This window comes from Rhodococcus sp. 105337 (assembly GCF_012844225.1).
Lineage (GTDB): Bacteria > Actinomycetota > Actinomycetes > Mycobacteriales > Mycobacteriaceae > Rhodococcus.
In genome coordinates this window covers 65382-87039 of record NZ_JABAGQ010000012.1, presented here as the reverse complement: position 1 = coordinate 87039, position 21658 = coordinate 65382, and the positions used below count along the sequence as shown (strand labels likewise).

The window sequence follows — 21658 nt, the reverse complement described above, 5'->3', positions numbered from 1 at the left end:
TCCTGCGAACAATATCCGTATGACTCCCCGCGACCGCCTTCTCGCTCTCACCGTGGTCGTTCTCTGGGGCTGCAATTTTCTTGCCATCCGGGTCGGGCTCGACCATTTCCCACCGTTCTTCTTCGGAGCACTCCGCTTCGCCGTGATCGCGATTCCCGTGGTGCTGTTCGTACCGCGACCCGTGGTGCCCCTGCGGTGGCTCGTGCTCTACGGTGCCGGTTTCGGGTTCGGACAATTCGCATTCCTGTTCTGGGCCATGGAATCCGGGTTGCCCACCGGCCTGGCTTCGCTGGTTCTCCAAGCCTCGGCGCCGCTGACGGTCGTGCTGGGTGCAGTGCTGTTGCGCGAGCGGCTCGGCGGCATTCGGATCGCCGGCGTACTCACCGCCGTCGCCGGGATGGTGGTGGTCGCATTCGCACACGGCGCCGCCGACGCGAGCCTGGTCCCGATGATGCTCGCGTTGCTCGCCGGGCTGTCGTGGGCGATCGGCAACATTGCGACGCGCAAGGCCGCGTCGCGCGAACCGATGCGCCTGATGCTGTGGATGTGCGTCGTCCCGGTCCTTCCGTTGCTCGCCGTGTCGTGGGTCGTCGAGGGTCCGTCGGCGTGGGCCACCCTCGGCACCGCGTTCACGACGGCCGACGGAGCGCTCGCGCTTGCCGGTCTGACCTACATCGTCCTGCTCGCCACGATCGTCGGTAACGGCATCTATGTAGCGCTGATGTCGCGTTATCCGGCGAGCACCGTCGCTCCGCTCTCGCTGATGGTGCCGATCGTGGGATTCGCGGCAGCGGGACTCGCGTTGGGTGAGGAGCCGGCTCTCCTGACCCTGCTCGGAGGTGCCGTCGTCATCGCAGGGGCACTGGCTGCCCAGGTGGCACCGAGTCGGCGGAGCGCCGCTCCCGGGCCTGTGGAACACTCGCCGACGTGGGAACTAGCACTGAAATCACCGCGCGCGGCCGGTTCGCCCTGCGCGCCGCGAAAGCTGCCGCCTGGGCGTCCCAGAAGGCCGGACGCGGCAAGGGGTCGATGATCGGCGGGCTCATCGCCCTGAAGATCGAGCCGACGCTGATGAAGCAGGTCGGTCACGGGCGCCGCACGGTGCTCGTCACCGGCACCAACGGCAAGTCGACCACGACGCGGATGACCGCCGCCGCCCTGGAGACGATCGACAAGACCGTCACGCAGGCGGACGGCGCGAATATGGACGCGGGCATCGTGGCGGCCCTCGCCTCCGATCTCGGCGCGCCTCTCGCCGCGATCGAGGTCGACGAGCTTCACACCCCGCACGTGGCCGACGCCCTCGCCCCCGAAGCGATAGTCCTGCTCAATCTCAGCCGCGATCAGCTCGACCGCGTGGGCGAGATCAACATGATCGAGCGCAAGCTACGCGCGGGTCTTCAGCGGCACCCCGAGGCCGTGATCATCGCCAACTGCGACGATGTGCTCGTCACGTCGGCCGCATACGACAACCCCAACGTCGTGTGGGTGGCCGCCGGCGCAGGATGGGCGAACGATTCGGTGAGCTGCCCCCGCACCGGGGAACCCATCGCCCGCGAGGGCGTCCACTGGTACAGCACGGGATCCGATTTCGCTCGGCCCCAACCTGATTGGTGGGTCGACGACGACAACTTGTACGGGCCCGACGGTCTTGTGCTGCCGTTGAAGCTGACACTGCCCGGCAAAGCCAACCGCGGAAACGCCGCCCAGGCGGTCGCGGCCGCGGTCGCGTTGGGCGCCGACCCTGCCGACGCGGTCGCCGCAGCAGCAGTTGTCGACGAGGTCGCGGGCCGGTACAAGACCGTCCAGGTCGGCCCGCATTCCGTCCACATGCTGCTCGCCAAGAACCCGGCGGGCTGGCAGGAAGCGCTGTCGATGATCGATCCGACCGTCGACGGACTCGTCATCGCCGTCAACGGTCAGGTGCCCGACGGCGAAGACCTGTCCTGGCTGTGGGATGTGCGCTTCGAACACTTCGAGGGAGTACAGGTGGTCGCGGCGGGCGAGCGCGGCACCGACCTTGCGGTGCGCCTCACCTACGCGGGCGTCGACCACACTCTCGTTCCGGACCCGCTGAAAGCCATCGCCTCCTGCCCGCCCGGGCGGGTGGAGGTGCTCGCCAACTACACCGCGTTCCGGGATCTCAACACCGAAATCTCCAGGAGGACGGCCAATGTCTGACTCGACCGTTCGGATCGGGCTGGTGCTGCCCGACGTCATGGGCACCTACGGCGACGGCGGAAACGCCCTCGTGCTGCGGCAGCGCCTGCGCATGCGCGGCTATGACGCCGAAGTCATCGAGATCGGTTTGAGCGACCCGGTGCCCGAGTCGCTCGACATGTACACACTCGGCGGAGCCGAAGATGCCGCGCAGCGACTCGCCACGCGGCATCTCCAGCGTTATCCGGGTCTGCAGCAGGCCGCCGGGCGCGGTGCACCCGTGCTCGCGATCTGCGCCGCCATCCAGGTGCTCGGCCACTGGTACGAGACCTCGTCGGGAGAACGCGTCGACGGTGTCGGCCTCCTCGACGTGACAACCTCGCCGCAAGAGGTCCGTTCGATCGGGGAGATCGTCACACAGCCCGTCGTCGGCGGTCTCACGCAGCCGCTGACCGGCTTCGAGAACCACCGAGGCGGAACAACTCTCGGGTCGAGTGCGACAGGTCTGGGACGCGTGTCCCGCGGCGTCGGCAACGGTGTCGGCGACGGATTCGAAGGAGCAGTCCAGGGTTCGGTGATCGGCACCTATCTGCACGGACCGGTGCTGGCGCGCAATCCCGAACTCGCCGACCACCTGATCGCGCAGGCACTCGGCGTGAATTCACTTCCGCCGCTCGATCTTCCGGAAGTCGACCTGCTGCGACGCGAGCGCCTGCGCGCCTAGGACTCCGTCGAGAGAGCGTCTCCGTCAGCTGTGGGCGGAGGCGTGCTCGACGACCAGGCGCGCGAGTTCGTCGGGGACTTCGTCCGGTATCCAATGGCTGACGCCGGCGAGCGTCTCCGACCGGTACGGACCGGAGACGTAGCGCGGCGTGGCCTCGACCCCGGCGGGCCCGACGGCGACGTCACCGTCGCTCCACACCATGAGCGTGGGCACCGTGACGGACTCGAGCGTCGCTTTGGGATCGCTCCACGGCATCGCCCGGTACCAGTTCACCCCACCGCGCACCGCGGATCGGTCGGCAAGACGGGCCGCGTCGCGCGTCACCGCAGCGTCGGGCTGGCCCGACCGGCTCAGAACGAAGCGTCCGACCGACTCGTTGCTCAGCAGGAGTTCCGGGACCCACGGCATCTGGAATGCGAGCATGTACCAGGACTTGAACAACTGGGTGCTCGTGGCGAACGCGCGAAGGAACGCCGCGGGGTGGGGCACCGACACTGCGGTGAGGGACCGCACGAGGTCCGGGTGCTGGGCAGCTACTCCCCACGCGACTATCGCACCCCAGTCGTGCCCGACGAGGTGGACGGGCGACCCGTCGCCGACCTGCTCGATGATCGCGACGGCATCCCCGACGAGCAGGGGAATCCGGTAGTCGCGGCGACGGGCCGGACGCGCGCCCGGTGAATACCCGCGCTGGTCCGGCGCGAAGGTGCGGTATCCGGCCTCGTGCAGCCACGCGGCCACGCCGTCCCACGATCGTGAATCCTGCGGGAACCCGTGGAGCAGTACGACACGTTCGCCGTCGATCGGTCCGTCGTCCCGGATGTCGAACGTCAATCCGTTGTGGACGACGGTCGTGATGCGTTCCCCCACCCTGTTCCCTTTCGTCGCAGGCCCCCCGACAGGGGTTCGGCCCGGTTCCGCTCTCGCGTGTACCGGGCCGGATCTCTGCTTCACGAGCACTTCTCTGTCGTCCGCGGACGTCTCCGGCTCGATTCGCAAGACCGATGTTACCTAGGTCACATCGACGGGTGCAACCCCAGGAGCTTTTTGCGCGAGGATCGCGGTACCCATCCACCGGCGCAGATATCGGCGCAGTTCGTCGTCGCTGCGCGGAGGATCCCCCGGGGAGACGAAGAACGACTGCATCGTCCGCAGGACGAATTCGACCAGTTCGCCGAGCGACTCGTCGTCGTAGCCGTAGCTCTCCCAGTCGACGTCGAACCGCCGGATCATGGTCATGCCGAAGGCGCGCGCCTCACCCGACGCGATCACTTCCGGATGCGGGTCCGAATACGTACTCGACAGCAGAATGCCCAGGTGCGGGGTGCGACGGACTTCCGCGAGCGTGAACACGACCCCCGCGACCATCGCGTCCGCCGGATCACCGATGCCGCTCACTTCGTCGGCCAGCCGATCCAGGAATCCTTCGACCGACGCGATCGCCGCCGCGCGCATCAGCGCGTCGGCGCCGGGAAAGTACCGGTACACCGTCTGGCGGATGACCCCCAGCGACTGAGCCACATCGGCGATGCTGATTTCGGCTCCGGACTGCGCGATCAGCTCGACCGCCGCCGCGACTATCCGCTGCGTGGCCTCCTCGTCGTCGACGGGAGGACGCCCGCCCCACCCACGTCTCCGCGCCACAATCTGCTTCCTCGGGTACCACGACCTGCAACAAGAACCCGACGGTAACACGGCGCACGTCCGCACACCGGGCCCGTGTGCGCGTCGCGGGGCCTTCCGCATCGGCGCCGGGATTCCTATCATACAAATGAGCGCACTGATGTATGGTCACGCCGAACCGAGGCCTCGTCACCCGGGGCCCCACCCGCCCGGCCTCCCAGGGCCGGCATGAGACGAGGTAGCGCCACGATGACGAACCTGCAGGTCCGGAAGATGCGCTTCGCATTCGCGGACTACGACGTGCCATTCCTGTGGAACGAGGAGAACCCGGCCTTCTCGAGCATGGCCAACGCGGTGTCGTTCCTCGCGATCGGCTTCGAGAAGATGATCGTGAACATGGTCCAGGAGGTCGTGCACCGGATCGCCGACCCGAAGGTGGTCGAGGAAGCCAATGCCTTCATGTACCAGGAAGGCCAGCACTCCACCGCCCACCGGCAACACGTCAAAGGGCTGATCAAGCGGTACCCGGGTCTGCAGGAAACGCTCGACGAGGTCGTCGCTGCGTTCGACCGGCTCACGGCGGAGAAATCCCTCGAGTACCGCCTCGCCTACACGGCGGATCTGGAAGCGACCTTCACTCCGGTCTTCAAGCTGATGCTCGACAACGACTCGCACCTGTTCCGGCCCGGCGACGACCGTGTCGCATCGCTGTTCATCTGGCATTTCGTGGAAGAGGTCGAGCACCGCAGCTCCGCGCTCATCATCTTCGATGCGGTCGTCGGCAGCGACCTCTACCGGATGCGCATGGCACCTTCGGTGTTCAAGCACGTGCTCGACGTCATCGCCATCGCGTGCGACGGCTTCAACAAGCATGTCCCGATCGAGGACCGGAAGATCGACGCCATGTCGATGTTCGCGTCGTACCGGCGTAAGCAGATCCTGCGCAAACGCCTGCCGTTCCTCGACGCCGAGGACCACGGGCCGATGCCGCGGGCGTTCGACGTGCTGCCCTTGCGCGAGCAACTCGTCGCACTTGCGGGTGTCGTGCGCAGCCAGCTGCCCAAGCACAATCCCGATCACGAGAAGCTTCCCGCGCTCGCCGATGTCTGGTTCGAACGGTTCGACGCCGGCTACGACGTCTCGCACTGGTACACCGCCGAGACCGTGTCCGCGCGGGAGGCCGAGTGATGTCGGATCTCTGTTCCCCCACGTTCGAGGATCTCGCAACGCGGCTGGGGTTCTCGTGTGCCGAAGCCGGCGGGCTCTTCGAACTGCGCAGCCCGTTCGCCCTGGAGAACTGGACCCTTCCGGTGCTCGAAGCGACGATCGTGATCGGTGCGCTCCTGGCGCTGATCTACGCGATCGTCCGGCTCCGCCGCACCGGTGATCCCACCAATCTGGTCGTGTGGCTCGGAACGCTCGCGTTCCTGTTCATCATCGAACCGCTGTTGTACTTCCCCGACGCCTTCGGCGTCGAGGAATACGTGGACACGATGTTCGCGCACAACGTGTTCACGGTCGAATTCATGTGGGGGCGTCTGCCCCTGTACATCATCGCGATCTACCCGCTGATGGCGACGATCGCGTTCGAGATCGTCCGGATGCTCGGCGTGTTCCGGCAGTACGGCACCCTCGTCGGCGCCGCCTGCGTCGGTTTCGTCCACCACGCTTTCTACGAGATCTTCGATCATCTCGGCCCCCAGTTGCGGTGGTGGGAGTGGTCGCTCGACAATCCGGTCAACCAGCCGTTCTTCGAGTCGGTTCCGCTGCCGAGCGTGGTCGTCTTCGCCGCCCTGTGGCCGATGTCCCTGGCGTTCTGCGTCCAGTACTTCGTCGGCCGCCACGCCGACGCGGGCCGCACCTTCGGAGGTCTCGAACTGGTCTGGCGGACAGTGGTCGTCGGGCTTCTGGCCGCTCTGGGAACGGTGATCCTCCCGGCACCCGCGACCGTCATCGGGATGGGCAGCACGACGGTCCGCGCGACCATCTACGCCGCCGAACTCGTCCTCGTCTCCGCCGTGGCGATCTATGTGCTCGCACGCCAGTGGCGCCGGTTGCGCACCGTGCAGGGCACGACCGGTTCACCGGCGACACCGGCGTATTCCAACGACTTCGTCAGGTATTTCAGCATCGTGTACCTGCTGGTGATGGCGGTGTTGTGGGCAAGTGCGCTGCCCGACTACTTCGCGGCCACCGACGGCGTGACCGCCGACGGCGATCCCGTCGGCAGCCTCTGGTACACGGCGGCGTGCTTCGTAGCGGCGATACTCGTTGTGGCAGCGACCTTCACGATCCCACGCAGCTACTCGTCGAGCGTCGACGACGCTCGCGCGAGAACACTCTCCGGCGCATAGTTGGCCCAGCCCGTCCCAGGCCAGTTGAACCACCCCGACGACGCGAGTGTGCCGCCGTCGGGGTGGAGCGTGGTCCCGGTGACGAACGACGACAGGCCCGACGCGAGGAACACGACGCAATGGGACACGTCGTGGACGTGACCGACCCGCCCCATCGGGATCGCGACAGCCGCGCTGCGTGGATCCGCCAGCGCGTGCTCGCCCACGGCCAGCTTGTCGAGGTTGGGCGTCGGAACGAAGTCCGGGGCCACGTTGTTCACCCGGATGCCGTCAGGCGCCACCTCGACGGCAAGGGTGCGGGCGAACTGCTCCACGGCAGCCTTCGCCGCCGAATAGACGGCGAATCCGGGTGCGGCACGGTGCGCTTCGATGGTGGTGAGGTTGACGATGCTCCCCCCGCGACCACCACGCTGCATACGGGGCACCGCCAGGGAACACGCGTGGAACACATGCGAGAGGTTGGTGCGGACGAGCGCGTCCCACCCCTTCGGGGTCGTATCGACGAACGGTGACCGGAACGTGCCACCGACGATGTTCACGAGGGTGTCGAGTCTCCCCCATCGCTCGTCGGCCGCGTCGAACAAGGCCTCGAGCGTCTCCGGATCCCGGACGTCACCGTGCCGGACGACGGCGTCGACGCCCGCCTCCCGCAGCGACGAATCCAGTGCATCGACTGCGGCACGGTCGATGTCGAGGACGGCGGGACGCACGCCGTTGGCGGCGAGGTCCCGGACGATCGCCTCACCGAGACCGCCTGCCCCTCCGGTGATCACGGCGACGGTGCCGGCAAGTCGGGCCCGCTCCTCGAACCATCCTCCGGGCGAGGCGTTCGCGGTGGTGTTCTGCACGGCTGCGGGACCTTTCACGACAGGTACGTGGTGCCGAAGGATTCGAGGAAGTCGACGGTGGCCGACAGTCCCTCGATGGGGCAGGAGACGGTCACCCAGTCCACACCGGCCTTCTCGAGATCTGCGAAGACCTCGCGGTGCCGGTCGGGGTGGACGTCCGCCGAACCGATCTCACCGCTGTACGAATAGACGACGTCGATGTGGTCGGTGCGGCCCGCGGCGACCGCCGCCTCGCGCACGTCGGTGATCTGGCCCGCAAGCTGATCGAGGGGGCCGAGTTCCTGCGTGCGCGCGGTCGCACTGAGCTGGGCGCCACCGGACATCGGCATCCACCCCTGCGCTCGCTGCGCGACGCGACGGCGGGTCAGTGCCGAGTTGCCCCCGATCCAGATCGGGATCGGATTCTGCACCGGGCGTGGCCTCGCCACGATGTTGTGCGCACTGAAGTGACGGCCGTCGTAGCTGAAGGGTTCACCGCTCCAGTGCAGCGGAAGGACGTCGAGCGCCTCGTCGAACAGTGCGTTGCGTTCGTCGAAGTCGACGCCGAGCGCATGGAACTCGCTCTTCTGGTAGCCCGTGCCGATTCCGAGCATGAAGCGTCCCCCGGAGATCTTGTCGAGCGATGCCGCTGCCTTGGCGAGCAGGAACGGGTTCCGGTACGGCGCCACCGCGAGGTAGGTGAGCAGACGGAGACGCTCGGTCGCGCCGGCCACATAACCGAGAGCAACGAACGGGTCGAGAGTCTGATGCCCACCGGCGGAGAGCCAGCGCGCGCCCGGAGCGGGATGCTCGCTGAAGGAGAAGGCGTCGAATCCGGCACGCTCGGCAGCCACCGCGACCTCGCGGACGGGCCCGGGGTCGAGTACATCGCCCTCGGGGCCGTTGATCTCGGGGTAGTGGAAGATGAACCGCATTGTCACCTGTGCGCCTTTCCGGCGAGCCGTCTGCCGTTGCTCCACCCGCGTAAACGGGATTCTGGTTTGTGAGAACTTTCCTATCTTCAAAAGATAGTCAGATTGTCTCAGGATGCAACGGCGAGGCTTCGGAGCGGTGGAAGGATCCGGTTACGCGGCGTCGGCGCCGTCGAGCAGCCACCGATCGTCGACGCGCTCGACCGTGACGATGAACCGGGTCGCGTCGGTGCGGCCGTCTGGCACCACCGCATTCGTGACGTCCTGGTCGAGGAAGACGAGCACCGTGGCGGTCTCACCGTCGAAGCTCTCGAGTCCGGCGTGGTCGGCGCGGGCGACGGACGTGCCCTGCCCGTTCTCGACCAGTCCACGCAGATCGCCCGCCACACCTTCGTACTTCGCCGCGAACTCGGCGGTGGAATTCGCGGTGACCGCAGCCAGCGACTCGTCGAAGGTGCGGTAGTCGTACGTGCCCAGCATGACCGCGTACTCCCGCGCCTTCGTCACGGCTTCGGCGCGCAGCGCGGCAACTTCCTCCGCCTGCCACCACCGGAACCCGAGGAATGCCGCGGCGGCGAGAAGCGCAACGATCAACGCGACTACCGCCCATCGTGCGGGCCCGCCCCTCCGGGATGCGCCCCGCGCGTCCGGCGACAGCGCCGGGGTGTCGTCTCCCGCGTCGACGTCCGTCGCGGTCGTGCCTTCCGACGTTTCGGCAGGTTGCGTCATCTCAGTTGCCCAATCCTTCCAACAGCTGCTGCCAGTAGTTGAGTGCTTCCACCCCGGTCGGAATGAGGAGCGGGTCGTCGGCGATGTCCGGGCCGGTCACCGCACCCGGCGTGGTCTGGTTCTGCAAGCCGAGGTCGTTCGGTCTCGGGGCCACCCGCGCGCCGCGCTGAGCATGGCCTTCGCCCGGTGGGCAGTAGAGCGAAAGGTTCGGCTGCCGGGGGCCGTAGTCCGGGATGGTGCGGCGCGGGGTGTCGTAGTAACACACCGGCCCCTGCGTGGCCACGAGCGAGAAGTTGCCCCGGTCACCCACGACAACCCGGTCGAGATCCTTCAAAGCCGCCGGAATCGACACGAGTCCGGCCTCCAACGCCGGGGTCCGTGGTCCCAGCACCTCGCCGACCGTCACCAGGTTGGTGAGCAGGACACCGAAATTGTCCTCGGTCGCCGCGAACAGCGCTTCGACGCGGGACAGGGCCTCCGGCGAGCGATCGAGCAGATACACGAGCGAGTCCTTGCTGCCCACCAGTTGGTCGGATACGTCGCGCACCGCCCCGACCGTGCCGGGGAACGACTCGGAGTTGGCGGCCAGTGCGTCGACGAGACCGAGTCCCTCGTCGAGCAGCGTCGTGAGGGCCGGCGCCCGTTCTTCCACCATCCGCGACAACGCGTCGGCGTTCTCGAGCAACGCCTGCAGTTCGGGACCCGTCCCTTCGAGGGCGGTTCCCCAGGTCTCGCCGAGGGTGACCAGAGAGTCTGCGTCCAGACTCTCGATCAGCGACGTCATCCGGATCAGCATCTGGTCCAGCCGAAGACTCTGTTCCTCGACCGGTACGAGGATTTCGTCGCCGGCAACGAGGTACGGGCCCTCGTCCGTCTCGGGTTCGATGTCGAGAGTGAGAATGCCGATCGCTGTTGCGGTGACCACCCGCGCAGTACTGCCGACCGGAATCTGCGTCCCCGGGTCCAGAGAGAGCACCGCGTCTGACCCGCGTCCGCCCGGTGCAACCTCGATGGAGTCGATTTCCCCCACCGCGACACCTCGGTACGTCACGGATGTGCCCGGACCGATCCCCCGCGCGTCGGACAGGTGTGCCCGGATGTCGATCGCCCCGCCGAGACTCTGCGGTCCCAGCACGTACCGGACACCGAAGACCGTCGCGAGGAGGCCGACGATCACGAACAAGGTGACCTGCACTTTCACCGAGCGGTTCACCGGACACCGCCTCGGAGCAGGTCCTGCAATCCCGTCGCGATGTCCGCCTGCGGCAACGGCACCGCCGGCCCGCCGTCGAGCGGTACCCCTCCGGTCACGAGCAGGTCGATGGCTGCGGGAATGTCGAAGGCGCCGTCGAAGATCAAGTAGTCGCCGGGTGTCGCGCGGCGGAAGCCGTCCATGAACCCCGTCATGTTGACGAGCGCCGCCTCCACGGTGTTGTTGAAATCCTTGATACCCGAAGTGATGTCGGCGAGGTCGGAGACCGCTCCCCCGATCGTGCCGGAGTCCTGCATCACGGCATCGACCGACGCGGACACCGCCGCGGTACTCGACACGAGCGTCGTCAGATCCTGCTGCTGCTCGGCGAGCAAGGTGACCATGCGCGAGCTGTCGTCGATACTGCGGTCGAGCAATTCCTGTTGCTGCGCAAGACGCCCGGACACCGACTCCACCGCGACGAAAGTGCGCTCGAAGTGCACGCTGTTCTCATCGGCCAGCGCCATCGTGGAGTCCAGGCGGGTGAGCATGTCGCGGATCTTCTCCCCGCGGTTGCCGAACGCGGCATCGAGTTCCGTGGTGATGGTGCGGAGCTGGTCGAGCCCGCTGCCGTTGACCACCTGACCGAGCATCGCGAAGGTTGCCTCGATGTCCGGACCCACCTCCGTCCGCTCGATCGTGTCGCCGTCGGACAGCGGCTCGGGTGACGGGTCCTCCGGCATGTCGATCTGCACGAAAGGGCTGCCCAGCGCGGACGGAAGTCGCACGGACGCGCCGATATTCGACGGGAGCTCGGCAGACGCCGACATGCTGAGATCCAGGTACGCGCGTGTGCCGTCCGTCCGCAGCGTGTGGACACGGCCCACGACGGCCTGCCCGGCACGCACCTCCGCTCCCGGGTCGATCCGGTCGGCGCTCTCGAAGACCGCCGTCACCGTGTACGTCTCGCCGGCTGCGGTCCGGCCGAGCGGGAGTTCGTGCAGGCTGAGACCGCACCCGGACAGCACCGTGATCGACGCCAGTGCCCCGGCCACGCGGAGACGCCCGATCATCGGGTGCCGCCTTCGTTCAGGGCACGGTCGAGTGCTTCGGGTACGAGATCTTCGTAGGGGTCGGAGAGATCGAACGGCACGGTGATGGGGTTGGTGAATCCCGCGCCGGTGCACAGCGGTAACGGTTCCTGCGCACAGAGTTCCTGTGCGCGCGGGAACTGGCCGATCTGCGTGGAGATGTTGAGCCGGATACGTGCCCGGCCGTCGGGTCCGATGGCGTTGTCGATGTTCTGCATGGTCAGAGGCAGTACGTCGAAGATCTCGGCGAGCCCGACCTCGTGGAGCGCAAATGTGTCGGTGAGCGTCTGCGCATTCGACATGATCTGTTCGATGTCGCCGCCGCGGTCGGCGAGCAGGACGTCGAGTCGGTCGAGCACGACGGTGAGTTGATCGACCGGGGCGGCGACGTCGAGATCTGCGCGCTGCAATTCCTCGCCCAGTTCGCCCATCCCCTCGACGAGGGTGGCGAGATCTCCCTCCTTCGAACGGACTGCCCCGAGCGCGACCGCGAGGTCGTCGATCACCCCGCCGATGTCGTCGGACTTGGCGCCGACGACCGAGGTGGCCTGGCTCAAGGCGACGATCGCGCGGTTCATGTCCTCGCCCGTTCCGGCGGTCGCGTCCGCCGCGACCTCGAGGGTCCGGCCGAGTTCGCCTCCGTCGGGGCCGAGCGCACCGGCGAGCATGTCGACGCTTTCGAGCAACTCGTCCCAGTTGATCGGGGCGTGACTGCGTTCGACTGGGATGACGTCGCCGTCCTGCAGGGTGGGGCCGTCCTGATACGCCGGCCCCAGTTCGATGAAGCGGTCGCTGATCACCGCCGGGTTCATGACGAAGGCCGACACGTCGGCAGGAAGAGTGACGTCGGTCGGGACCGTCATCGTGACCTCGACGACGCGCCCCGCCGGCCGCACCTCTTCGACCGTGCCGAGGGGCAGGCCGAGAACGGCCACCTTGCTCCCCGGATAGATGCCGTTCACCGACGCGAACTGTGCGACCACGGTTCTGGTGCGGTCGGGTCCTACGACGTACCAGGCACCGGCCGCGCACAGACCCAGGACGGCCACGATCGCGATAACGCGTGTCAGCCACCTTCTTCCCGTCCCACTCAATTGCACCCCTCCATCACGCCGACGGCGCACAACGCGTTGTCGGGAATCGGCCCGGCAGGGGCGTGCACGTCGACCCAGTTCCCGTTGCCGGACGCATCGGTCGCGGCGCGGAGGCCCGCAGGCAGCGTCGCGAGAATCCGGTCGATGTTCGCGGCGTTGGCCGCGAGCGTCGCGGTGACGGATTCCAGATTCACGAGCAGCGCGTCGACCTCGGACGAGTTGTCGGTGAGGAACGCTGCCGTGGTGGCGGCGAGGCCGCGCAGATCCTCGACGAGACGGACCAGGGCCTCCTTGCGCGCGGCGAGGATGTCCACCACCGTCGTGGCATTGCGGACCAGAACCGAGACGTCCTCGCTCTGCGTGGCGACCACCGAGGTGAGCGACTTCGCGGAACGCAGCAACGACGTGATCCGCGCATCGTTGCGCACGATCATCTGCGACGTCGCTTCGACGCCTGCCAGTGCGTCGGTGATGTGCCGGGAGTCGGAGGGCATGGCGTCGGTCAGCGTCTGCATCATCGTTTCGACGGATTCGATATCGAGTCCTTCGCTCACCGCCTGTGCGTCCGTGGTCAATTCGTCGAGGCTGTAGGGCACTGCGGTGCGGGACAACGGAACACGGCCGCCCGTGAGTTCGCCGGCACCCGCGGGTGTCACCGAGAGATAGCGCTTACCCAGGATGGTCTTGAGTTTGATCTCCGCCGTGGTGCGGTCGCCGAGATCCTGCTTCCGGTCGATCCGGAAGTCGACCAGTATGTGGTCGCCTGCCATCTCCAGGCCCTCGACGCGGCCCGCCGGGACACCGGAGACGTAGACCGGGTCGTTGGGAGCGAGGCCCGCCGCGTTGGCGAATTCGGCGGTATACGACTGTGTCCTGACCAGATACGTCAACTGCGGAAGCGCCAGTGCACCGACCATCACGACCGCGACGACGACCATGCCGATCACACCGAGAAGGATCGGATTCGCATTCCGGTCGTGCCGTCCGGAGAAGATCGCCGCGATCGCGTCCCGCGTCTCGCGTGTCGCGCTCATCGGCACACCTCCGAGTAGGCGGTGCCGAGAAGGTTCGTCTCGAAGTCTCCCGACAGGACCGTGAAGTTGCACATGTAGAGGTTGAGCCAGCCGCCGTAGTCGCCGATCCGATTGAGGCTGCCGGCGAGCGCGGGCAGCCCCGCCATCGCCTCGTCGAAGTTGTCGGTCTGCGGAATCCACGCGTCGGTCATCACCCGCAGATCCGTCACCGCGGTATCGAGTGGGGTGACGGCGCCGGACATCAGTGCAGCGGTGGCCCGTACGGCCGAACTACCTCGATCGACGAGTGCCGCGAGTTGCGCCTCGTCGCCGGCGAGTGCCTGGCTCACGACCGCCATCCCGGAGATCAGGGACGAGACCTCCTCGTTGCGCCGGTCGACGACGGTGACGAGTTGCTCGAGATTGGCGATCACCTCGTTGAAAACCTGCTCCTGTTCGACGACGTCCGCGCTCACCGAGGCGATGTGCAGAAGCAGGGATTCGAGTGTTCCGCCTTGCCCCTGGAACGCCTCCACCACGGAGACCGCGAGGGAATTGATGCGGGCGGGATCGATCGCCTCGAACAGTGGCTTGAAGCCGTTGACCAGCGCGGTGAGATCGACCGGCGGGGCGGTCTGCTCGAGGGGGATGGTCGCGTTCTCCTCGAGCACCACCCCTGTCGTGTCGGCGGGCAGGCGCAGCGCGACGTAGCGTACGCCGATCATGTCGCCGTAATTGACTTTCGCGGTGACGTCGGTCGTCAGTTGCCGACCGGATTCGATGTCGAAGTGCACTCGCGCACGCGAGCTTCCGTCGTCCTGCGGTGCGAACTCCACACGCGCGACCTTGCCGACACGGACTCCGGCGAGTGTCACGTCGCTGCCGGGAGTGAGCCCCTCGACATCGGTGAACTCGGCTGAGTACTCGCGGGTGGATCCGACGACGGGCTGGTCGAGGGTGTTCCCCACGACGACAGCGGCGAGCACTCCTACGACGCAGAACGCGCCCAGGCGCAGCATCGGTCCGGTCAGGGCACTCACGGGATGCTCACCTCCGCTCCACGAACGAACGGCGCGAGCAGCATCGACGCGGCTGCCGACGGGTCGTCACCGAACTCCGCCGCGTCGGGCGCGATACCCGCGGCGATCTGCTCGAGGTAACGGAGCGGTGCGCGCTCGGCCGATGCGGACCGAATCGAGGAGGGGTTCGGCGCAGGCGTCCGGACCGGATCACCGCAGTTCGCGCCGTCCATGCCCGGGTACCTCGGGCAGTCCGCTGCTGTGTACGGCATCGGGTCGGCGAAATCCGGAACTGCGGTGATGTCGAACCGGCCGGTCGAGAACACCCGGGCGCCGGCACCACCGAAGACGGACAGGTAGCGAAGGGTCTCGTCGAGGCCTGTGGTGTTGCCTGCGAACGCGCCCATCACCGGTGCCCCGTTCCGGACCACCGCGATCATGTTGCCGGTGTTGGCGGACAGCACAGCCGCGCCTTCCTGCCCGAGTGACGCGCCCCCGGACAGCAGTCGGCGGATACCGTCCTCCCGGTCCAGCACGACCTGGGACAGTTCGGACGCGTTCTGCATGATGGCGACGACATCGTCGGTGGCTGCGGAGATCGCTTCGTTCACAGTTGCGAGCTGGGGGGCCGCGGCGATACCCGAATCGACGAGCGGGCCGAGATCGGTTGTCAGCGTGGCCATGCGGTCGATCGTCTCCCCCAGGGCTGTTCCCCGTCCCTGCAATGCCTGACTCATGGCGTCGAGCGCGACCGAAAGCTGCTCGGGCCGAAGCTGTTCCATCAACTCGGCGGCCCGGTAGTACAGGTTCGCCAGTTGCACGGACTCCGAGGAGGTATCGACGCTCAGTTCCGCCCCCGGCTCGAGTCGCGGTCCGCGCTCGGGTTCCTCCGGCGGCACCAACTCGAGGAACACGTCGCCGAAGAGCGTGCGCGGCACGACGCGTACCCGTACCGATGCCGGAATCTCGGACATCTGCGCCGCGTCGATCTGCATCGTCAGACGGGAACTGGTGACGCCGGCGTCGATTCCGGTGAGGCTTCCCACGTGCACACCCTGGTACTGCACCCCCGCGGAACCGAAGATCAGTCCGGCGTCGGCGGGAAGTGTGGCGGTGATGCGCGGATCCCGTGACAAGGACCCGGCACCGGAAGCGACGAGCAACACCCCGGTGACGACGAGGATCGCGGTCGAGACCACACCGATCAGAGCGAGGACCGGGCGGGTCGGACCCGACATCTTGTTTATCCGGCGAGGGGCGGCGGCAGCGGGCAATGGCCGCGGGACGAGGCGTGCGGACGTCACGAGACTCCCACCCCCGGGATGGTGGGCACGAGACCCCACAGGGCGAAGGTGAGCACGACGTCGGTGATCCCGATGGCCAGGATGCTCGTACGCAACGCCCGCCCTGCGGCACGGCCCACGCCCTCCGGTCCACCCGAGGCGTAGAAGCCGTACGCACAGTGCACGATTGCCACGATCATCGCGAACACGACTGCCTTGATCAGCGAATACCAGAGGTCGGCCGGGGAGAGCGCGAGGTGGAAGTAGTAGTCGTAGGTGCCGGCCGAATTGCCCTGGAAGTTGACGACGACCAGCCGGGTGGCGACGAACGAGGCGAGCAACCCCACCATGTAGATCGGTACGACGCATACCGCCGCGGCGACGAGACGGGTGCTGGCGAGAAACGGGATCGACCGGACGGCCATCGCGTCGAGCGCGTCGATCTCGTCGGAGATACGCATCGCGCCCAGTTGTGCGGTGAAGCCCGTTCCCACTTTGGCAGCGAGCGCGATGGAGGCGACGACGGGGGCGAGTTCCCGGGTGTTGGCGATCGCGGACAGCATGCCCGACAGGGACGTCATGCCGATCAGCTCGAGTCCTCGCTGCGTTTCGACACCCACCATCATCGCGGCCACCGCGGACATCGCGAACACGATTCCGATCGTGCCGCCCCCGGCGAGCAGCGACGCGTATCCGAAACTGACATCGCCGATGTGGTAGAGCACGTGACGGAAGTACCGCCGCAGCGCAATGGGGATTCCGGCGACCGCTTTCCCGGCGAACACAACCTGCCGGCCCATCGATGCGAACCCGTCGACGGTCGCGGCGACCGGGCGATGCGTCATCGAGCGCGCACGGGTGAAGGTGGTGTACGAGATCATCAGTAGGTGCCCACCGCGGGAACGAGCACGGTGTACATCTGGGACAGAACGGTATTGACGACGAACACCATGACGAACGCCAGCACCACACCTTCGTTGACGGCGTCGGCGACACCGCTCGGTCCGCCCTTGGCGTGGAGGCCCTTGAAGGAAGCGATCAGCGCGGACGTGACGCCGAAGCACGCGGACTTGAACATGGCCGTCGCGAAATCCGACAGTCGACCGTATTCGCCGAGGGTTCTCAAGAACGCCCCGCCGGACCCGTCGTTGAGATAGATCTCGTACAGGTAGCACGCGGTGACACCGACCAGCGTGACGAGGGAACAGAGCATGAGCGAGACGAGTACCGAGGCGAGCAGTCGAGGCACCACCAGTCGTTCGACCACGTTGAGTCCCATCACCTCCATCGCCTCGATCTCTTCCCGGATCGTGCGCGACCCCAGGTCTGCACAGATCGCGGAACCGCCGACACCGGCGAGCATGAGAGCGCACACCAGCGCGGCGGCCTGTCCGACCACGACGAACGAGACGATTGCGCCGGAGTAGGCGCCGGCGCCGAGTTGTCCCGCGAGCGAACCGACCGACACCGCGATCAGTACACCGACCGGGAGCATCAGCAGTAGTGCGGGACCGCTGCAGACCTTCGCGATGAACAGCGCCTGGGTAACGGTCTCGCCGAGCGAGAGACGACGGCGGAACAGGACGCGGGCCGTGGCAACCAGGGTTTCGAGAGAGAAGCCGACGAGCGCACCGACCTGGATCGCCAGATCGTGTGCCGGTCCCTTCGGTTTGGGCAGTTCGAACGTCATGTGCCCCCTCTCCTTTCACTGATCCACGGCCCGGTCCCGAACGCGACCGGGTGGCCGGTGCGGGAGGGTCAGCCTTGAATCACGGCGGACAATCCGCCGCGGAGTTGGCCCTTGACGACCTTGCCGCTGGCGTTGCGGGGCAACGCCTCGACGAGCACGACTTCCTTGGGGTGCTTGTACCGCGCCAAGTGGTCGTCGAGGTAGGGCTGGAGTTCCTCGATGGTGAGGTCGTCGGTGCCGGATCCGAGCGCGAGCACCGCCACGGGGACCTCGCCCCACTTCGAATCCGGACGGCCGACGACAGCGGCTTCGAGAACCTTCGGGTGCCCGAAGAGGACGTTCTCTACCTCGGCGCAGTAGATGTTCTCGCCGCCCGAGATGATCATGTCCTTCTTGCGGTCGACGACGTAGACGAAACCTTCGTCGTCGACGCGAACGAGATCTCCGGAATGGAACCATCCGCCGTAGAACGCGTCCGCCGTGGAGGACGGGTTGTTCCAGTATTCGCGCATCATGGTCGGCCCGCGATAGACGATCTCCCCGACCTGACCCGGTTCGACGTCCTTCATCTCGTCGTCGACGACACGCGCCTGAATCGTGGGTATGACCCGGCCGACGGATCCGAGCTTGCGAATCGCGTCGTTTCCGTCGAGGACGCACGTGATCGGCGACATCTCCGTCTGCCCGAACACCGCGACATTGAAAGCATCCGGGAAGGATTCGGCCATTGCGCGGAGGATGGTATCCGAACTCGGCGCTGCGCCCCAGGAGATGTTGCGCAGCTTCAGCTTTCGCGGGTTCGACTGCTGGGCTGCGCACACGGCCTGCCACTGCACGGGAACCAGGAACAGACTGGTCACCTGCTCCGCTTCGAGTACGTCGAGGAGCACCTCGGGGTCGAACGCGCCGACGGGGTGGATCACCGTCGTCGTGCCGAGCATCAGGCTCGGTGCGATCGAACCGAGCGCCGCGATGTGGAACATCGGCGACGCACAGAACCCGATGCCGGATTCGTCGAAGAGGCGGAACGCCCGGATGCACGTGAGCGACTGGGCTTCCATGTTCGAATGTGTGAGCACAGCGCCCTTCGGGCGGCCGGTGGTTCCGGAGGTGTACATGATGAGCGCCGGCGTGTCGTTCGGGATCTCCACCGGCGTGCGGGCATCGCCGTCCTCGGCGACGAGGTCGTCGTAACTCACGGCGTCGCCCTCGGGTTCGGCACCGAGGGTGACGAAGAGTTCGATGCCTTCCGACTGTGCTCGCGCAGCGGCGGCGAGCGGGACGAGTGGCCCTTCGGCGACAATGGCTTTCGCACCGGAATCGGCGACGAGGAATGCCACCTCGGGCGCGGTCAAGCGGAAGTTCACGGGGACCGCTATGGCACCGAGCGCATTGGCGGCCAGTACCGTCTCGAGGTATTCGGGGCGGTTGAGCATCAGCACGATCACCCGGTCGCCGAAGCCGATGCCCCGCCGCGACAGCGCATCTGCCAGCTTGTCGATCCGTGCGTCCAGCTGAGACCAGGAGATGGATTCGCCCAGGAATCGGAGTGCGGTGCGGTCGGGAATCATCAACGCGTGCCGGGAGACCTGGTTGTTCCAGTTGTTGCTACGAAAACGCATCGACTCGGTGACAGTCGATCGGGTGCCGGTCGATCCGGGAGTGCCTGCGGGGGGCGCCATCGATGGGTCCTCTCGTGACGGGACAGGAAGGCGAACCGGTGGGAAGCCGAGCCTTCGATGTGTGAGGCACATTACAGGGGCGACGGTGGTAAGACCAGAGTTTTGTTAACGTAGATTCTCCACGGTCGAACACTGACAGAGCGCGATATCCCGAAAGGGAGCAGACCCGAACGACGCGTGTGTTATCCGCTTTCAACAGCGGCTTTTCCGAATGGCACCGTGCAGCGTGGTGATGTCGCGGTCCGCGACTCACCGTCGGAAAGTGCACGACCTGTTGGAGCATTCCGGGCTACGTGAAACGGGCGGGGCGCTTCTCCAGCATCGCCATGGCGCCCTCGGCGAAATCCGCCGAAGTGAGCAGTTCCACCTGACCTTCTTTCTCCCGCGCAAGCGCGCTGTCGAGCAGTGGGAGGGTCGCGGCGTTGAGTGCTTTCTTGGTGAGGGCCTGTGCGCGTCGGGGTCCCCGCGCGGTGCGCGCGGCCACCGCGTCCACGTGTGCCGCGAGTTCGTCGTCCGGCAGTGTCCGCGTCACCAGTCCGAAACGGTCGGCGTCCGCACCACCGATGCGTTCGCCGAGCAGCGCCATCTCGGCCGCGCGAGCGCGGCCGATCGCGGCCGGAACGAGCAGACTCGCCCCACCGTCGGGCATCAACCCGATGTTCACGAAGGACAGCAGGAAGTATGCGCTCTCAGCAGCGTACGTAAGGTCGGCGACGAGGGCGATCGACACTCCGACACCGGCGGCAGGACCGTTCACTGCCGCGATGACGGGAACGGAAACGTCGGTGATCGCGCGGATCAAACCGGTAGTGGCATCCATCGCTACGGTCGGGTCCTGCGGATTCGCCGCTCCCGCAGCGAGATCCGCTCCGGTACAGAATGCCTTGCCCTCACCGGTGATAACGATCGTGCGCACCCGGGTGTCGGTATCGGCCGCCGTCACCGCGTCGCGCAGCGCCGACAACGTCGCCAGATCGATCGCGTTCATTCGCTTGGGCCGGGAAATGGTGAGCCTGAGGATCCCGTCGGCGAGTTCGGAGCGGAGTCCCTCGACGGTGGGCGTTGCGGTCATGCCCCCACCTCCGAGCCGGCGGCCACGAAACCCTGGAGCCGGCTGGTGATGATGTCCTCGGCTTCGGCGACCATGCGTGTGACGAGGTCCGACACCGTCGGTATGTCGTCGATCAGCCCCTGACTCTGACCCGCGCTCCAGATTCCTGCGTCGAGGTCTCCGTCCTCGAACACCTTCCGGCCGCGGGCGCCCGAGACGAGATGCTGGATATCTCCGAACTCCGCTCCGCCCGACTCGATGTCGACAACCTCGCGACTGACGGCATTGGAGGCGACGCGGGCCGTGTTCCGGAGCGTCCGGAAAATGAGCTTGGTGTCGAGTTCGGTATTCCGGACGATCTGCTCCTTGACCTCCTGCGCTACCGGCGACTCGACCGTGCACATGAACCGGGTGCCCATGTTCACCCCTTCGGCACCGAGCGCGAGCGCGGCTACGAGACCGCGGGCGTCGGCGATTCCACCGGATGCGATCACCGGGATCGTGAGCTTGCGGGTAGCGGCCGGGATGAGAATCAGGCCCGGCACATCGTCTTCACCGGGGTGCCCGGCACATTCGAAGCCGTCGATACTCACCGCGTCCACGCCGATCCGTTCCGCTTTGACCGCGTGACGAACGCTGGTGCATTTGTGGATCACCTTGATACCGGCGTCCTTGAAAAAGGGAAGGTGGTCCGCGGGGTTGAATCCCGCTGTTTCGACGATCTCGATACCCGAGTCGACGATGGCCTGCCGGTATTCGGCGTACGGAGGCGGGTTGATCGAGGGAAGAATGGTGAGGTTGACACCGAACGGCTTGTCGGTGAGTTCGCGGGTCCGCTCGATCTCACGCACGAGATCCTCGGGGGTCGGCTGCGTCAGAGCCGTGATGAAGCCGAGCGCGCCGGCATCGGCGACAGCGGCGACCAGTTCGGCGCGGCCGACCCACATCATGCCGCCCTGAACGATGGGATGTTCCACCCCGAACATCTCGGTGAATCGAGTCCTCACGGGTCCCCCTCGGATCCTGGATGTGCTTGTGTCCAGCACGATTCCCTACCTCAATTCCATGAATTGCATGGAGAATCGGTGTTAACTTTGGTGGCTCCTCCGGGGTTTGTCAATACGTTCTGTACTGCGGTTTTCCGCCGATCGCGAGGAAGATGCGCGTTCCTTTCCCCGGGGTGCGGCTGTTACC

At 66.6% G+C, this 21658-nt stretch carries 21 protein-coding genes; 5 read left to right on the top strand and 16 right to left on the bottom strand.

The window, feature by feature from the left end:
• The first annotated feature begins 19 nt into the window (after positions 1-19).
• Genes HF886_RS17545 through HF886_RS17535 form a run of 3 tightly spaced genes read left to right on the top strand, consistent with a single transcriptional unit; the run spans position 20 to position 2884 of the window.
• Positions 20-1033 carry an EamA family transporter gene (locus tag HF886_RS17545; protein WP_169622610.1) on the top strand — a complete coding sequence of 338 codons (1014 nt, stop codon included), beginning with the start codon at positions 20-22 and terminating at the stop codon, positions 1031-1033.
• A complete protein-coding gene (locus HF886_RS17540; protein WP_169622609.1) occupies positions 928-2181 on the top strand; it encodes a Mur ligase family protein in 1254 nt (417 codons plus the stop codon). The genes HF886_RS17545 and HF886_RS17540 overlap by 106 nt, the downstream gene beginning before the upstream one ends.
• The gene (locus HF886_RS17535) at positions 2174-2884 is read left to right on the top strand and encodes a glutamine amidotransferase (RefSeq protein ID WP_169622608.1); all 711 of its coding nucleotides are present in this window, start codon (positions 2174-2176) and stop codon (positions 2882-2884) included. Before HF886_RS17540 ends, HF886_RS17535 begins: the two co-directional genes overlap by 8 nt.
• Before the next feature lie 24 nt (positions 2885-2908).
• Here the strand turns inward: HF886_RS17535 and HF886_RS17530 are convergent, their stop codons facing one another.
• Positions 2909-3754 (bottom strand): alpha/beta fold hydrolase, encoded by an 846-nt coding sequence (locus HF886_RS17530; protein WP_169653014.1) that lies wholly within the window; start codon positions 3752-3754, stop codon positions 2909-2911.
• 141 nt (positions 3755-3895) lie between these two features.
• Positions 3896-4528 carry a TetR/AcrR family transcriptional regulator gene (locus tag HF886_RS17525; RefSeq protein ID WP_169653013.1) on the bottom strand — a complete coding sequence of 211 codons (633 nt, stop codon included), beginning with the start codon at positions 4526-4528 and terminating at the stop codon, positions 3896-3898.
• Between the two features lie 228 nt (positions 4529-4756).
• Here HF886_RS17525 and HF886_RS17520 point away from each other — a divergent pair, with 228 nt between their 5' ends.
• Together HF886_RS17520 and HF886_RS17515 are read left to right on the top strand one after the other, a co-directional pair.
• Positions 4757-5695, top strand: coding sequence for a metal-dependent hydrolase (locus HF886_RS17520; protein ID WP_169622605.1), 939 nt, complete (start codon positions 4757-4759; stop codon positions 5693-5695).
• Positions 5695-6861 carry a hypothetical protein gene (locus HF886_RS17515; protein WP_169653012.1) on the top strand — a complete coding sequence of 389 codons (1167 nt, stop codon included), beginning with the start codon at positions 5695-5697 and terminating at the stop codon, positions 6859-6861. Before HF886_RS17520 ends, HF886_RS17515 begins: the two co-directional genes overlap by 1 nt.
• On the opposite strand, the gene HF886_RS17510 is transcribed toward HF886_RS17515, so the two are convergent.
• From HF886_RS17510 to HF886_RS17445, 14 genes are all read right to left on the bottom strand, one after another.
• The gene (locus HF886_RS17510; protein WP_169622603.1) at positions 6810-7709 is read right to left on the bottom strand and encodes an SDR family NAD(P)-dependent oxidoreductase; all 900 of its coding nucleotides are present in this window, start codon (positions 7707-7709) and stop codon (positions 6810-6812) included. The two genes, HF886_RS17515 and HF886_RS17510, sit on opposite strands and share 52 nt — an antisense overlap.
• 14 nt (positions 7710-7723) lie before the next feature.
• The gene (locus HF886_RS17505; RefSeq protein ID WP_169622644.1) at positions 7724-8623 is read right to left on the bottom strand and encodes an LLM class F420-dependent oxidoreductase; all 900 of its coding nucleotides are present in this window, start codon (positions 8621-8623) and stop codon (positions 7724-7726) included.
• A 150-nt stretch (positions 8624-8773) separates the two neighbouring features.
• Entirely contained in the window at positions 8774-9349 is a 576-nt protein-coding gene (locus tag HF886_RS17500; RefSeq protein WP_169653011.1) for a hypothetical protein, read from the bottom strand.
• A gap of 1 nt (position 9350) precedes the next feature.
• Positions 9351-10562, bottom strand: coding sequence for an MlaD family protein (locus HF886_RS17495; protein ID WP_169653010.1), 1212 nt, complete (start codon positions 10560-10562; stop codon positions 9351-9353).
• Complete coding sequence (locus tag HF886_RS17490) at positions 10559-11614, bottom strand: MCE family protein (protein ID WP_169653009.1); 1056 nt, start codon at positions 11612-11614, stop codon at positions 10559-10561. The genes HF886_RS17495 and HF886_RS17490 overlap by 4 nt, the downstream gene beginning before the upstream one ends.
• A complete protein-coding gene (locus HF886_RS17485; protein ID WP_346765398.1) occupies positions 11611-12681 on the bottom strand; it encodes an MCE family protein in 1071 nt (356 codons plus the stop codon). The genes HF886_RS17490 and HF886_RS17485 overlap by 4 nt, the downstream gene beginning before the upstream one ends.
• A 41-nt stretch (positions 12682-12722) precedes the next feature.
• The gene (locus HF886_RS17480) at positions 12723-13760 is read right to left on the bottom strand and encodes an MCE family protein (protein ID WP_169653007.1); all 1038 of its coding nucleotides are present in this window, start codon (positions 13758-13760) and stop codon (positions 12723-12725) included.
• Positions 13757-14779: an MCE family protein gene (locus HF886_RS17475; RefSeq protein ID WP_169653006.1), complete on the bottom strand. Its 1023-nt coding sequence runs from the start codon at positions 14777-14779 to the stop codon at positions 13757-13759. Before HF886_RS17475 ends, HF886_RS17480 begins: the two co-directional genes overlap by 4 nt.
• Positions 14776-15996 (bottom strand): MCE family protein, encoded by a 1221-nt coding sequence (locus HF886_RS17470; protein ID WP_169653005.1) that lies wholly within the window; start codon positions 15994-15996, stop codon positions 14776-14778. The genes HF886_RS17475 and HF886_RS17470 overlap by 4 nt, the downstream gene beginning before the upstream one ends.
• Before the next feature lie 62 nt (positions 15997-16058).
• Positions 16059-16922 (bottom strand): ABC transporter permease, encoded by an 864-nt coding sequence (locus tag HF886_RS17465; protein ID WP_169622596.1) that lies wholly within the window; start codon positions 16920-16922, stop codon positions 16059-16061.
• Positions 16922-17731, bottom strand: coding sequence for an ABC transporter permease (locus HF886_RS17460; protein WP_169622595.1), 810 nt, complete (start codon positions 17729-17731; stop codon positions 16922-16924). Before HF886_RS17460 ends, HF886_RS17465 begins: the two co-directional genes overlap by 1 nt.
• Positions 17732-17799: 68 nt before the next feature.
• Positions 17800-19413, bottom strand: a complete 1614-nt coding sequence (gene fadD5, locus HF886_RS17455) for a fatty-acid--CoA ligase FadD5 (protein WP_169653004.1) — start codon at positions 19411-19413, stop codon at positions 17800-17802.
• A 289-nt stretch (positions 19414-19702) separates the two neighbouring features.
• On the bottom strand, positions 19703-20485 hold the full coding sequence (locus tag HF886_RS17450; RefSeq protein ID WP_169653003.1) for an enoyl-CoA hydratase: 783 nt from the start codon (positions 20483-20485) through the stop codon (positions 19703-19705).
• A complete protein-coding gene (locus HF886_RS17445; RefSeq protein ID WP_296549607.1) occupies positions 20482-21471 on the bottom strand; it encodes a nitronate monooxygenase family protein in 990 nt (329 codons plus the stop codon). Before HF886_RS17445 ends, HF886_RS17450 begins: the two co-directional genes overlap by 4 nt.
• Positions 21472-21658: the final 187 nt, after the last annotated feature.

Bases quoted from the DNA above. Each gene is read 5' to 3' on its own strand.
- HF886_RS17535 (WP_169622608.1), top strand. From the start codon at position 2,174: ATGTCTGACTCGACCGTTCGGATCGGGCTGGTGCTGCCCGACGTCATG.
- HF886_RS17470 (WP_169653005.1), bottom strand. From the start codon at position 15,996: ATGTCGGGTCCGACCCGCCCGGTCCTCGCTCTGATCGGTGTGGTCTCG.
- HF886_RS17465 (WP_169622596.1), bottom strand. From the start codon at position 16,922: ATGATCTCGTACACCACCTTCACCCGTGCGCGCTCGATGACGCATCGC.
- HF886_RS17450 (WP_169653003.1), bottom strand. From the start codon at position 20,485: ATGACCGCAACGCCCACCGTCGAGGGACTCCGCTCCGAACTCGCCGAC.
- HF886_RS17480 (WP_169653007.1), bottom strand. From the start codon at position 13,760: ATGAGCGCGACACGCGAGACGCGGGACGCGATCGCGGCGATCTTCTCC.
- HF886_RS17515 (WP_169653012.1), top strand. From the start codon at position 5,695: ATGTCGGATCTCTGTTCCCCCACGTTCGAGGATCTCGCAACGCGGCTG.
- HF886_RS17460 (WP_169622595.1), bottom strand. From the start codon at position 17,731: ATGACGTTCGAACTGCCCAAACCGAAGGGACCGGCACACGATCTGGCG.
- HF886_RS17520 (WP_169622605.1), top strand. From the start codon at position 4,757: ATGACGAACCTGCAGGTCCGGAAGATGCGCTTCGCATTCGCGGACTAC.
- HF886_RS17545 (WP_169622610.1), top strand. From the start codon at position 20: ATGACTCCCCGCGACCGCCTTCTCGCTCTCACCGTGGTCGTTCTCTGG.
- HF886_RS17505 (WP_169622644.1), bottom strand. From the start codon at position 8,623: ATGCGGTTCATCTTCCACTACCCCGAGATCAACGGCCCCGAGGGCGAT.
- fadD5 (WP_169653004.1), bottom strand. From the start codon at position 19,413: ATGGCGCCCCCCGCAGGCACTCCCGGATCGACCGGCACCCGATCGACT.
- HF886_RS17490 (WP_169653009.1), bottom strand. From the start codon at position 11,614: ATGATCGGGCGTCTCCGCGTGGCCGGGGCACTGGCGTCGATCACGGTG.
- HF886_RS17500 (WP_169653011.1), bottom strand. From the start codon at position 9,349: ATGACGCAACCTGCCGAAACGTCGGAAGGCACGACCGCGACGGACGTC.